This is a genomic window from Lentzea sp. NPDC006480 (assembly GCF_040611995.1).
Classification (GTDB): Bacteria; Actinomycetota; Actinomycetes; order Mycobacteriales; family Pseudonocardiaceae; genus Lentzea.
Genome location: NZ_JBEXPJ010000229.1, coordinates 1 through 12,301, shown reverse-complemented (window position 1 = coordinate 12,301; position 12,301 = coordinate 1). Strand labels below are relative to the sequence as shown.

General features: G+C 70.4%; 9 protein-coding genes. 4 read left to right on the top strand and 5 right to left on the bottom strand.

Annotated features, from left to right (window positions below):
* Positions 1–240 precede the first annotated feature (240 nt).
* Complete coding sequence (locus tag ABZX92_RS42775) at positions 241–732, top strand: metallophosphoesterase family protein (protein ID WP_355571393.1); 492 nt, start codon at positions 241–243, stop codon at positions 730–732.
* On the opposite strand, the gene ABZX92_RS42770 is transcribed toward ABZX92_RS42775, so the two are convergent.
* From ABZX92_RS42770 to ABZX92_RS42755, 4 genes are all read right to left on the bottom strand, one after another.
* Positions 654–1,454 carry an alpha/beta fold hydrolase gene (locus ABZX92_RS42770; RefSeq protein ID WP_355571391.1) on the bottom strand — a complete coding sequence of 267 codons (801 nt, stop codon included), beginning with the start codon at positions 1,452–1,454 and terminating at the stop codon, positions 654–656. The two genes, ABZX92_RS42775 and ABZX92_RS42770, sit on opposite strands and share 79 nt — an antisense overlap.
* Before the next feature lie 286 nt (positions 1,455–1,740).
* Positions 1,741–4,623, bottom strand: a complete 2,883-nt coding sequence (locus ABZX92_RS42765; RefSeq protein WP_355571389.1) for a discoidin domain-containing protein — start codon at positions 4,621–4,623, stop codon at positions 1,741–1,743.
* The gene (locus tag ABZX92_RS42760; protein WP_355571387.1) at positions 4,617–7,163 is read right to left on the bottom strand and encodes a glycoside hydrolase family 97 catalytic domain-containing protein; all 2,547 of its coding nucleotides are present in this window, start codon (positions 7,161–7,163) and stop codon (positions 4,617–4,619) included. Before ABZX92_RS42760 ends, ABZX92_RS42765 begins: the two co-directional genes overlap by 7 nt.
* 98 nt (positions 7,164–7,261) lie before the next feature.
* Complete coding sequence (locus ABZX92_RS42755) at positions 7,262–7,894, bottom strand: hypothetical protein (RefSeq protein WP_355571385.1); 633 nt, start codon at positions 7,892–7,894, stop codon at positions 7,262–7,264.
* 19 nt (positions 7,895–7,913) lie between these two features.
* On the opposite strand from ABZX92_RS42755, the gene ABZX92_RS42750 reads away from it, so the two are divergent.
* The 3 genes from ABZX92_RS42750 to ABZX92_RS42740 all read left to right on the top strand — a co-directional run bounded on the left by ABZX92_RS42750 (position 7,914) and on the right by ABZX92_RS42740 (position 10,646).
* Positions 7,914–8,072 carry a hypothetical protein gene (locus ABZX92_RS42750; RefSeq protein ID WP_355571383.1) on the top strand — a complete coding sequence of 53 codons (159 nt, stop codon included), beginning with the start codon at positions 7,914–7,916 and terminating at the stop codon, positions 8,070–8,072.
* A gap of 265 nt (positions 8,073–8,337) precedes the next feature.
* The gene (locus tag ABZX92_RS42745; RefSeq protein ID WP_355571382.1) at positions 8,338–9,258 is read left to right on the top strand and encodes an ArsR family transcriptional regulator; all 921 of its coding nucleotides are present in this window, start codon (positions 8,338–8,340) and stop codon (positions 9,256–9,258) included.
* A gap of 17 nt (positions 9,259–9,275) precedes the next feature.
* Positions 9,276–10,646 carry a tetratricopeptide repeat protein gene (locus tag ABZX92_RS42740; protein ID WP_355571380.1) on the top strand — a complete coding sequence of 457 codons (1,371 nt, stop codon included), beginning with the start codon at positions 9,276–9,278 and terminating at the stop codon, positions 10,644–10,646.
* On the opposite strand, the gene ABZX92_RS42735 is transcribed toward ABZX92_RS42740, so the two are convergent.
* Positions 10,601–12,148, bottom strand: a complete 1,548-nt coding sequence (locus tag ABZX92_RS42735; RefSeq protein ID WP_355571378.1) for a glycoside hydrolase family 13 protein — start codon at positions 12,146–12,148, stop codon at positions 10,601–10,603. The genes ABZX92_RS42740 and ABZX92_RS42735 overlap by 46 nt on opposite strands.
* Positions 12,149–12,301 lie beyond the last annotated feature (153 nt).

Here is a 12,301-nt window from a genome sequence, read left to right as displayed (position 1 = left end):
GTCCGGTCGTCGTTGCGCACGGGCTCGGGTTCGGCCGTGCCCAGGTTGCGGCTGACGCTGTCCACAATGGCCTTGGCGGCCGCGGACTCACCCTGCGCACGCGCGGCGGCCACACCTGGAAGGAGTGGCCTGGTGAGACATCGTCAGGAACCCAGAGGTGTCCATGCCCGGCGAACGGGCTGCTTCGGGTCATCCGGCCTGTGAAGCCGCCTGTCGCGTCCAGCGGTACGGTCGGTGGTCGTGAGAGTCGTCGTGCTGTCCGACACCCACGCGCCGCGGTTCTGGAAGCGGTGCCCACCGGCCGTGGCCGCGCATCTGCGGTCCGCCGGCCTGATCCTGCACGGCGGTGACGTCTGCGTCGCTGCGGTGCTGGACGAGTTGGCGCAGTACGCGCCCGTGGTCGCGGTGTGCGGCAACAACGACGGGCCCGACGTGGTGGCGTGGGGCGCGCCGGAGACCGTTGAGTTCGAGATCGAGGGGCTGCCGGTCGCGATGGTCCACGACAGCGGTCAGAAGACCGGACGGCTGGCCCGGATGCGCCGCAGGTTTCCCTCCGCCCGGCTCGTCGTGTTCGGACACTCGCACATCCCGTGGGACGAACAGGAGGACGGCTTCCGCGTCTTCAACCCCGGCTCTCCCACCGACAAACGGCGTCAGCCGCAGGGGACGATCGGGTTGCTGGACGTGGTGGACGGCTCCCTGCTGGACGCGCGGATCGTCCCGGTGACCTGAGCCCAGGCGGCGAGTTTCGGACTCAGGATCTCGTAGACGTCCGGGTCGAACCCCATGCCGGTGTGCGTGCTGCGCACCTCGACGCACTCGGCGTACGGGTCCTGGCACAGCTGCCACGGCACGATGCCGTCCTCTTTGGAGAAGACCGAGATCGCGGGCACCCGCAACGGTTCGGCGAGCGTCTTCACGTGCTCGTCGAAGCACGGTCCCCGCATGCAGTCGTCGTCGAGCAGCCCCGGCACTCCGGCGGCGGCGAGCCGGGTGAGGAACCGGGCGATGCGCAGCACGTTGGGATGCGCGCCCAGCGGGTCGAGCACCGGACTGCCCAGCATCACCAGGCCGCGCACCAGCTCGGGGTGCCGGGCCGCGGCGAGGCGCGCGATGCCACCGCCACGGCTCTGGCCGAGCAGCACCACCGGACGGCCGGTGCGCTCGACGTGCTGCTCGGTGGTGCGCAGGACCTTCGCCAGCAGTTCCGCGGTGCAGCCGACGGTGAACCCGACACCGGCGGCGGCCGGCCGGTAGCCACGGGCCCGCAGCCACGAGGCGGCCGGCGACAGACTCATCTCGCCCGCGCCGAAACCGGGCACCAGCACCACGCCCAAGCCGTTGCCCTGGTCCGGATCGGCGGTGCGCCACACCGGATGCCGCACGAGCCTCGGCACGTCCCACAACGCCCTGACCACGCTCTCGCGTGCGGCGGATCGCAATCCGTCGAACATGCCATTGGTTTGCCAGTTGTTCAGCGGCTAAACCAACTCCTCGTTCATCAGCAGGAACGCGCCCAGGCCGTGGAGTCGTTCACCGCACGGGCCCGATCGAGGTCTTGCCGAGCACTCCCCGGTAGCCGCGACGGGCGACCGGCAGGTGCGACGGGCTCAGCACGTCCTGCTTGACCGCTCGACGACACCGCTTGTGCGTTTGGCTTCGTAGCTGGGGGTCGCGGCATTGGCCACCGGTGTGGCGAGGGCGGTCAGGGTGAGCGTGACCAGCCACGCGGCCTTCCTGTCAGCCAACGGGATCCCCTTCGGTCACCGAGATGCTCCTGAGCGCCGCCTGTCCCGGCCGCCATTCGGTCGACACGGCCACGTACCTCGCGGTGGTGATCGGTCCGTAAGTCCTGCCGTCGACGCTGTACGTGACGGTGTGCGGCGGTACGGGTCCGTCTGTCCATTTCAGACTTGCCTTGACGCGGTAGGTCGCTCCGAGGTCGACGACCATCCGGCCGTTCCGCCCCGGAGTCCAGGCGCTGTGCGGCGAACCGTCGACCGCCGTGGCCGGGTCGCTCATCCCTGACGGCAGCACGGAGTTGGGGAAGGTGACGCGGCCCAGCGCGAGGTCGTTGACGGGGAAGGGCTGAGCGCCGGGCATGGTCACCGTGCGCTCGGCGCGCCCGAGCACGATCGCCAGGGTGCCGCCGTCGCGGTGGGTCAGGGTGAACTTGGCCGGGCCGCCGCGGAACGTGACCCGTCGTGCGTCGTGCACCACGGCCGTGATGCCTGCCGGGATGCCGCTGACGGTGAACCACGGCGCCTCGATCCGGGCGGTGGCGGCGGGCAGGGTGAGCGCGTACTCCGTGCCGCCGGACGTGGTGACCTGGGTGCCTCGGTACAGCCGGGTGCCGGACAACCGGACGGTTCCGGTGACGTCGGCGTTGGACAGGTTGAAGAGGCTGAGGAAGCCGTCCGCGGTGCTCGCCCGCACCGAGGGCGGGCAGTCCGGCACCGGTTGCGACGAGATCGACCGCAGATCGGCGCGCAGGTAACCCTCGACGACTCCTGCCGGCAGGACGATCGTGTCGCCCTGCACCGTGATCGGCTCGGCTGACCGTGCGACGAACCCCGCCCGTCCGTCGACGTCGAGCCAGCCTGCCGTGCTGAGGTCCGGTCGCGGGTACTCGGCCACCGTCGTCCACGTGGTGCCGTCGTTCGACGTCTCGATCCGATAGGCGCCCGCTGCCGCGGTTTCCCAGCGCAGTCGCGCTCGGTTCACCGTCGTGGACGTGCCCAGGTCGACGGCGAGCCAGCTGTCAGCCCGGCCGCGTTCGGAGCGCGCGACCGCCCACCGCGTGGCCGGATCGCCGTCCGTCGCCTTGGCGGGCTCCATGCCGGGGTCGAACGACGAGGCGGTGGTCGGCCGGCCCCGCGAACCGTCCACCTCGAAGTCGAACAACGAGTAGCCGTACGTGGGATGCGGCCGCACGCCGACCATCCGGACGTGACGCGCGGACACCGCCGGGAACGTCAGCTCGTCAACGCGGAACGCCTCGCGCGCCCGGACGGTGACCCGGCCCGTGGCACCGGTGTACGTGCGAGAGCCTGTCAGGCCGGACATCCCGGCCATCGCGAGGTTGTGCACGTCCACCCGTCCAGGCCGGGGGAGGGCGCACACGACCGTGCCGGTCGGCAGCGTGGCGGTGCCGGCGAACCCGTCCGCGAACGTCAGCAGGCTCGCCGTGCCGTCGAAGCCATCCGTGATCCGTTGGTACACAACGACTTTACGTGTGGTCACAGTGGCGGACGGCAGGAGCATCGGGGTGGCGCCGCTGATCTTGAACAGCCAGTCGTCGTGCGACGGCTGCCACGCGAACTTCGTGAACCCCGGCTTGGTCACCGTGCCCGCCCACGCGGCGGCGGACTGGTGGGCCAGCAGACCCGGACCGGCGCCATGATCGATCGCCGAAGCTGCTCGGGCGAAGAAGTCCACCGCTGGGGCGACCGGCGGGCGCAGTTCGTGCAGGAGATAGCTGATCGCGAGCTCCGCGCGGGCTTCCGGCTCGTACTTGGCTTCACCGGAGAACTTCGCGAGCCGGTGCTCCGGCGGATGTGCCTGGTAGGCGAGCAGCCGGGACGCCAGTGCCGCCTCGGCCCACGCGGCCATGGGGTCGCGCAGCACCGTCGAACGGAACGCGAGCGGGATGACGTCGCGGCCGTACAGGTGCTCGCGGTCGTCGACCATCGGCATCAGCGGCTCGCCGGCGTCGCTCATCGTCGCGAGGATGGTGCGCCACAACAGTTCGCCGTTGGGCTGCTGCAGGAGCACCTCGGGCAGTGGGCGGCCCGCGAGCAGGAAGTGGATGGCGTTGCGGCCCGAGGTGCGCCACAGTTCCGACTGGTAGTGCGGGCCGAACGAGCCGTGGTTCTCGACGATGAAGGTGTCGTGGAGGTTGGCGGCGGTGTTGGCCGAGATCGGCACACCGTCTACTGTGGAGGGATTGGCGAGGTCGGCGGCCGGCAGCCCGGCCTCGTTGCGGCTCCAGCGGCCGAAAGCCTCGCGCCAGCCGGGTCCGTCGCCGTGCCAGGCGAGACCCGGCGCGAGCGACTGGGCGTAGACGCCCATCTCCTCCAGCTTGGTGTCGCCGCGATAGCCGCCGGCCAGGCCGTTCGGTGTCCAACTGCCCGAACGCGGGTCGTCGCCGGTGCCGAGCGACGTCGTGTAGTCGGCCTGGCCGCGGGCGATCGCCTCGACGTCGGACCGGGTCGCCGCGTCCAGCTCTGGCCAGAGCAGGCGGGCGGCGAGCACGAAGTACGACTGGAAAGTGGTGTCCCAGAACAGGGTCTTGCCCCACTCGGTGCCGCCCGCCAGCACGTTGCTCGCGGCGAAGTGCTGGATCGTGGCGAGAGTGTGCTGACGCAGCACGTCTTTCTCGATGCCCGCCAGCGCCGCGTCGTAGGTGCCGCGCGTGAGCAGGACGGCGTTGCCGAGCACGACCGCGAACCCGAAGTCCGTGCGCCGGTAGTGACCCGCGACCGGGTCGTACTGGGTTTCGGCCCATCTCGTGTGCCGCAGCAGCACCTCGTAGTAGGTGTCCTTCATCTGAGCGAGGGCGATACCGGGCGCGGCGGCCAGCAAACCCGTGGCGTACAGGAACTGCCTGCGGTTGATCAGCACGCCAGCACCGCCTCCGCCCAGTCCGCGTGGTCGAAGTTGCGGCCGTCCCCGCCGTCGGTGACCCGCAGGCTCAGCATCCGGACACCGGTCACGTCGACGTCGATCGGCACCGCCGGGCCCTTGCCGCGCAGGACACCGCTGTCGTACAACGGTTTGTCGTCGCCGAACACCTGGAACGCCACCGAGCCCGGCTCCCTGGTCTCGTCGTCGAGGCCGATCTGCGCGCTGAACCGCGAGCAGCCGCGGCCGAGGTAGACCGAGACCTCGGACGGCGCGTGCACGCCGAGTCCCTCGGCGTACGTGACACCACCGATGGACAGAGCCGTGCCATCGCCGCCGGAGTTCTCGCCGTTCGAGCGGTCGCGTTCGACCGGGCCCCACCCGTTGGTCTCGCTCATGAACGGCAGCCCGCTCACCTGCGCACCGTTCGCCGGGACCGGGGGCGGCACGAACGCCTTCACCGCCTGCTCCACGTGCACCTCTCCGAACGTCGCGACCACAGGCACGTCGACAACGCCGATCCCGGGGCCGACCCGCAGCTGCCACCGCCCGCTGATCGACTCGCCCGGCGCGAGCTTGCGGCGCTGCACGATCGCGCCGGACATCGTCCACCCCTGCGGAGCGACGGCCTTCAGCACGACGTCCCGGATCTCCTGCGAGCCGTTGGTGAACGTGCCGCCCACCTCCAGAGTCGAGCCGACCGGGGTGTCGGCAGAAGCCGGAGTGACGGTCAGCGTGGTCTGAGGGACGTGGCGAATCGGCTGGTCGCACGTCTGCAGACCGGGCTGGTTGCGGCAGATGACGGCCGCGAACCCGCCGTTGCGCCGGGCAGGGACGCTGAGGGTGTCGGTGTTGCGCAGCACTTGGCGGTCGCGCACGACGTCCGCTCGGGTGGCCGGGTCGCGGACCGTCTCGACCAGCCACTGCCCGCCGCCGAGGAAACCGAGCTGTGCCTGGAGAGTGCGTTCGTCGGTGGTGATTCCGCCGACGAACCACCGGTCGCCGCTGCGCCGGGCGACTACGGCGTGCGTGTCCGGGTCGCCTGAGAGCAGCCGCGTCTCGTCCCACACGGTCGGCAACTGGTCGAGATAGCGCAGGGCTTGTGGATGCCGTTCGTACGCCTCGGGTTTGTCCGCGAAATGCGTCCAGCCCGACTCGTACACGACCGGCAGCGCGGTCTCGTGCGCGATCGAGGCTTCCTTCGTCCCGACCTCCAGGGACACCGGCGTGTAGTCCATCGAGCCGGCGACGTTGCGGGTGAAGAACTGCACGGGGTTGTTGGCGGCGGGCGGCATGTTCTCGGCGCCGCGCACGCCCTCCATCGTCATCACGTGCGGCCAGGTGCGGGCGAGGCCGTGCGGGATCGTGGAACCGTGGAAGTTCACCATCAGCTGCAGGTCGGCCGTCTTGCGCAGAACCGCGTCGTACCAACGGTAACGGTCCTGCGAGTCGGACTCCATGAAGTCGAGCTTCACGCCCTTCGCGCCCCACTGCTTGATCCTGGGCAGCACGGTGTCGCGTTCCTGCGGCGTGTCGAGATCGCTCCACCGCAGCCACAACAGGATCTCGACGCCCCGCGCGCGGGCGTAGCGGATCAGCTCCGGCACCCACTGCGCGCTCCAGCCCTCGTCGACCAGCGCGTACTCCCAGCCGTTGCGCGCGGCGAAGTCCACGTACTGCTTCTGCCGCGCGAAATCGCCCGGGCTGGAGTGCTCGCTCAGCCACGACCACGCGACCTTGCCCGGCTTGATCCACGACCTGTCGCTCACCAGCGCGGGCGTCGCCAGGTCGTCGACCAGCGTGGAGGTGCTGACGGTGGCCAGGTCGCCGACGATCGCGGTGCGCCACGGCGTGGTCCCCGTCGACTCGGCCTGCGCGTCGGCGAGCACGACCTGGAACCCGTTGCCGTTCTTGCGCAACCTGCTGCCGGAGTACCTGCCGTCCACATCGGACTCGGTGAGCAGCGCGAAGTCCGGTCCTGCCTGGAACAGTGACGGGTAGCCGAAGTCGCCGGTGGCCTCGCCCGCGGTCGTGCGCACGCGATTGGCCTCGTACCAGGCGTTGTAGGGGAGCAGCCACGCCTTCGAGTCGGCGGGGAGGAGGAAGCTCGACGCCTCGCCGGTGACCGTGGCGGCATCCGGCAGCACATAGCGATACGCGACACCGTCCGGAGCCGCGCGCACGACCAGGTCGAACGAGCCGGCGGAGTTGCGGAAGCCCAGCCGTGTCTCCGTCATCCGGGTGGAGCGCTGCAGCCGTTTGCCGGTCGACATCTCGTAGCGCTCGATGACAACGCGGTCAGAGCGCCCGGTGTACGTCAGGTTTCTCGTGAGATCGGCGGTGGACGTCGTGAGGCCGACCGGCGCGGGTTGTAGAACGGTTCTGCCCTGACGCAGCACGGCGAGCGTCAGGTTCCCGCTGCTCAAGGCGACCTTCGCGGTGACCTGACCTGGTCCGGCGACGGTCCAGGTCGATGGTGCGGCGGTGGCGGGCACGGCGGGCAACAGCAGGGCGAGCACGATCGCGAGCAGTCGTGACATCGTTGTCAGCTCCCAGTGTGAGACCGCTCTCATGGTCTGGGAGCCGAGCGATGGCGGTCAAGGGGCTGATATCTATCAGTCCCGTTGCGGACAGCCGGTCACATCACGACGATCTCGATCTCCTCGCCGAGCTTGGCCCCGTCGAGCAGCTCCAGGTCGTCGCCGCTCCAGAACTTGCCGGGGTCGTACCAGTTGGGCCTGCGCTTGGGCAGCAGCCCCATTTCCTCGTAGGTGACGGCCACGATTTCCGCGCAGAACGCGCTCTCCAGCGATGCCTCACCCGCCTGATCTTTCTTTCCGGGGGTTCGCAGCGGAACCCGCCCGCGCAGCCACCGCGAGGCGAGCTTCGCGGTCGAGGGGAACGGCGTGCCGTCGAGCCGCGCCACCGTCTTCAGCGCGGCGTCCTCCATCTCGCGCGTCACGGCGTGGTCGAGCTGCCGCAGCCACGCCCGCTGCCCGTACTTGTCGTGCCACGTCACCACCGCGTCCCGCAGGTCGTGCAGCTGGGCGCCGCGCTGATGCGTGCCGCTCCACATGTCCTTGAGCGACTTGCCGAGCTCGGCGTGCCACATCAGCGGCGGCAGGTCGTCGATCACGATGGCCATGCCCACGTGGTTGACCGGGCTGTTCGTCATGGCCTGGATGGCCCGGTCCGCGGGGCTGCGGCCGCGGAACACCCACACGTCACCGGTGCGGGTCATCTCGACGGCTCGGTCCAGGGAAGTCGGCATAACTCGCTAGCCTAGGCACATGAAGCTGTGGAAGGTGATCGGTCTGGCCGCATTCGCGGGTGTCGCGGCGAGCGGCGTGGTCGCGGCCCGCAACCAGCGCCGCCGCGCCGCCTACACCCCGGACCAGATCAGGGAGCGCCTGCACGAACGGCTCGCGGAGTCCGATCGGGCGAAGTGAGCCCGTATCCCGACAGGCTTCCTCCGCACCCGGCGGACCTGATTTCCCGTGCACTCGACTGGGTGACGCCGGCGGACTCGCCGTGGCGTGACCAGGAGGCGCCCGAGGGGCCTCTCCCACCCCTGACCTGCCGCTGAAAGCTCACCGAGCAGGCAGGTCCGCTCGCCTGACGTTGTCCACAGAACGTTGTCAAGTGGAACAACGCTGACACCGGACAACGAGATCTGCGTACCTTCGGAAGTGGTAGTACTCCGGGGGGAGCCAAATGCCGATCGTGTTGTCGGAATCCGCGTCCAAAGGCCGCGGACTGACGATTCTCTTCGAGTTGGAAGATCTCGCGCGCACCCGCTTCGCGCCGGCGCCGCTGCCGATGTACGAGCTGGTGTTCACGGTGCACAGCGGGACCTGGGACCGCCTGTTGCTGCCGCAGATCCGCCCGCTCGCCGAGCTGGTCAGACCGGGCCGGTTCATCCCGGACTTCTTCAACTCCGCGCGCCCCGACTTCGACGAGGCCGTGCGCCAGGTGCTCGACACGCCCTCGACGAGGGTGCGCGACCAGATCGCGAGCATGCTGGGCACGACGTCGCCGTGGCTGCGGTCGTTCGCGGCCGGCACGCCGACCTCGCGCCAGGACCTGCGTTCGGCGTTGAACGCGGGCTTTCGCGACCTGCTCGGCAACAACTGGCCCGAGACGCGCCAGGCGTTCGACGCCGAGGTGCGGCTGCGGTCGTCGCAGGCGGTGTCGCGCGGGCTGGGGGACCTGCTCGGCAACCTGCACCCGTCGATCTCGTGGACCTCGCCCGCGCTGCACGTCGAGCTGGGCTGGGACACCGAGATCTCCTTGCGCGGCACCGGGATGCTGATCGTGCCGGTGCTGCACGGCCTGACCCGCCCGGCGGTGTCGATGTTCGCCGAGCCGCAGCCGCTGCTCTTCTACCCGGTGGCGGCACCGCAGCCGAGCGGCGCGAGCCTGGAGCTCGCTCTGGGGCGCACCCGGACGTTGGTGCTTCGGGCGTTGACCTCCGAGCGCACGACGACCGAGCTCGCCAAGCACGTGGGCATCAGCCTGCCCACCGCGTCACAGCACGCGACGGCCCTGCGCACCGCGGGGTTCGTGTCCACCCATCGCAACGGCCGGTCGGTCCGCCACCGCCTGACCAGACGCGGCTGGGAACTGCTGAACTGACCCTCTCGGAGGCCCGCATGACCGCACTGCCGCGGTACCGCACCGACCCGAGTCCCCGCGCGCTGGCCGTCCGGCTGCGCGCCCTGCTCACGGCTGACGTTCCAGCCGCCTGTGGTGTCTACGCGGGCCTCGCCGCACCTGTCGCCTCGTCTGCTCTGCACGCCCGGATCACGTACGCGATGGCATCGGCGTTCGTTGATGGCGCCTCCGCCGGGGTGCCCCGCTTCGAACCGCCGCCGTCCGCCCAGCTGAGGTTGCTGACGGCCGCGAGCTGGGGGCGGCTCGACGGCGTGGGCGCGGACATGACGACCTTCCCCGTCGACCTCGCCTCCGAGCTGTGGTGGCGGGTGCACGAACGCGCGTCCGGCTCCCTGCGCACGGCCGAACGCCGCGTCGCCTGCGAGCTGTTGCTGCGCCTGGGATATCCGCGGCAGGCGGCCGCGGTCATCGGCCTGTCCGTCATCGACGCCCGCCGGCACGTGCTCTCGCCGGAGCTGGCGATGGAACAACTCGCGGTGCTGCGCTGCCACGTCCCGGCGTCCGTGGTGGAGACCATGGCGTTGCGCGGCGCGCGGTCCGGGCTGCCCGCTGCGGTGCGGCGGGAGCTGGCGTTGTTCGTGGTGTTCCGCAACGCCGCCCGCGGCGCCGACTCCACCTCGATGCAGGCGGCCGCCGCTCTGGCCATGAAGGCGTCCTCGGAGCTGCCGGTGAAGGGATTCTCCGGCATGCTCCAGCGCGCCCGGCTGCACCGGGCGATCGCGGCGGTTCCGTTCGTGCGGCGCGACATCGGCGAGACGCACCGCCTGCTCGGCCGCGCACTGGAGTGCCTGACGTCCGTCGCGCCGGACCCCTCTTCCGCGCTCGGCCAGCTGGCCTGGGCCGACGAGGCCTATGCCCTGTACTGCTTCCTCGTGCAGACCCACCTGGCGATCGGCCTCAGCGAGCGCGCGGCCGGCTACACCGGCGAGCTCGTCTCGTTGAGTCCGGGCGACGACCGGACGTGGGCGTTGCGCGGCGACGCGTTGGTGGCGTGCGGCCGGCTGGACGACGCCCTGGACGCCTACGCCCACGGGATTTCGCTGGGCGGGTGGGGTGCGGCTCGGGCTGCCCACCTCCGCGGGTTCGTGTTCGAACGGCTCGGACGGGCAGCCGAGGCCGCCGAGGACTACGTGCTCGCACACCGCATCGACCCGACCGCTTCGATCTCAGCGGGTCATGACCAGCAGGTACGCGCCGAGCCGACTGCTCGCAGCCGTGCCGCGGGCCGCCGCGCGCAGGCCCGCGAGGTGCAGGTGCTCGCGGACCTCGCGCATGCGGGCGAGCAGGCGATCCGTGAGGTCTGTCAGACCTCCCACCACAGGGTGGTGTCCGGCGGGAGGAGCAGCTGACCGTCGCGCACGCCGTAGTACGACGACGCCAGCAGCACCGAACCAGGATCCGGCAGCGCGACGACCTCGCCGGACAGGTTCACCGCGCACGCGAAGCCGCCGCGCTGGAACCACAACACGTCCGCAGGCCCCTCGACCCACTCGACACCGTCGCCCGCACCGAGCGCCGGGTGTTCGCGGCGGACGCGCAAAGCGTTGCGGTAGAAGGACAACATCGAGTCCTGGTCGCCCGCCTGCGCCTCCACGCTGAGCTTGGCCCAGTCCGCCGGCTGCGGCAGCCACGACCCACCGGAACCGAACCCGAGCGAGGGCCCGGAAGACGCCCACGGCAACGGCACGCGGCAGCCGTCACGACCGCGCTCGGTGTGCCCGGAGCGTTCCCACATCGGGTCCTGCAGCAGCTCGTCCGGGAGGTCGAGGACCTCGGGCAGCCCGAGCTCCTCGCCCTGGTACAGGTACACCGAGCCCGGCAGCGCCAGCATCAACGCCAGAGCAGCGCGCGCCCGCCGCACACCGGTCTCGCCGCCGCCGTATCGCGTCACGTGCCGTTGCACGTCGTGGTTGGACAGCACCCAAGTAGTAGGCGCACCAACAGGAGCCACGGCCGCCAGCGAGGAGTCGATCACCGCACGCAGCGCCTCGGACGTCCACTCCGCGGTGAGGTAGTGGAAGTTGAACGCCTGGTGCATCTCGTCGTCGCGCAGGTACAGCGCGGTCCGTTCGGCGGACGGCGTCCACGCCTCCGCCACGAGAACCCGTTCGCCCTCGTAGGAATCCACCACGGCACGCCACTCGCGGTGGATCTCGTGCACGCCGTCCTGGTCGAAGAACGGCAACGCCTCCGTGCCCAGCAGCTTCAGCTGGTCGGCGTGCCCGATGTCCGGCAGTCCCGGCGCCTTGATCATCCCGTGCGCCACGTCCACCCGGAACCCGTCGACCCCGAGATCCAGCCAGAACCGCAGCACCTCGCGGAACTCGGCGCGCACCTCCGGCAGCTCCCAGTTCAGGTCCGGCTGCTCCGGCGCGAACAGGTGCAGGTACCAGGACCCGTCCGCGACCCGGGTCCACGCCGGCCCGCCGAACACCGACTCCCAGTCGTTCGGCGGCTGGTCGCCCACGCCCTCGCGGAAGATGTAGCGCTCCCGGCCACGCCCGGCCAGCGCCTCCTGGAACCACTCGTGCTGGTCGGAGCTGTGGTTCGGCACGATGTCGACGATCACCCGGATACCGAGCTCGTGCGCGTCAGCGACCAACCCGCGCACGTCGTCGAGCTCGCCGAACAACGGGTCCACCGCGCGGTAGTCCGCCACGTCGTACCCACCGTCGGCCATCGGCGACGCGTAGAACGGCGTGATCCACACCGCGTCGACGCCCAGGTCGCGGAGGTAGGGCAGGCGTGAGCGGATGCCGGGCAGGTCACCGACGCCGTCGCCGTCCGAGTCGGCGAAGCTGCGCACGTAGACCTGGTAGATGACGGCGTGCCGCCACCAGTCCTGGGACATGTCCTTGCCTTCCGGGTGGGGTGTGTCAGCGGTCCAGGAAAGACGTTGCAAAAGTTTTCCGCAAGTCGACATGAGGATTACTTGAGAACGCGCCTCGATCCTGCAAACTTTTGCAACGCAGGAATAATGCGTTGCGGGTGTGTTGCGTCTGCC

What these genes read in the sequence shown, in the direction of transcription:
- ABZX92_RS42770 (WP_355571391.1), bottom strand. Translation starts at nt 1,454, where the DNA reads ATGTTCGACGGATTGCGATCCGCCGCACGCGAGAGCGTGGTCAGGGCG.
- ABZX92_RS42760 (WP_355571387.1), bottom strand. Translation starts at nt 7,163, where the DNA reads ATGTCACGACTGCTCGCGATCGTGCTCGCCCTGCTGTTGCCCGCCGTG.
- ABZX92_RS42755 (WP_355571385.1), bottom strand. Translation starts at nt 7,894, where the DNA reads ATGCCGACTTCCCTGGACCGAGCCGTCGAGATGACCCGCACCGGTGAC.
- ABZX92_RS42750 (WP_355571383.1), top strand. Translation starts at nt 7,914, where the DNA reads ATGAAGCTGTGGAAGGTGATCGGTCTGGCCGCATTCGCGGGTGTCGCG.
- ABZX92_RS42745 (WP_355571382.1), top strand. Translation starts at nt 8,338, where the DNA reads ATGCCGATCGTGTTGTCGGAATCCGCGTCCAAAGGCCGCGGACTGACG.
- ABZX92_RS42740 (WP_355571380.1), top strand. Translation starts at nt 9,276, where the DNA reads ATGACCGCACTGCCGCGGTACCGCACCGACCCGAGTCCCCGCGCGCTG.
- ABZX92_RS42735 (WP_355571378.1), bottom strand. Translation starts at nt 12,148, where the DNA reads ATGTCCCAGGACTGGTGGCGGCACGCCGTCATCTACCAGGTCTACGTG.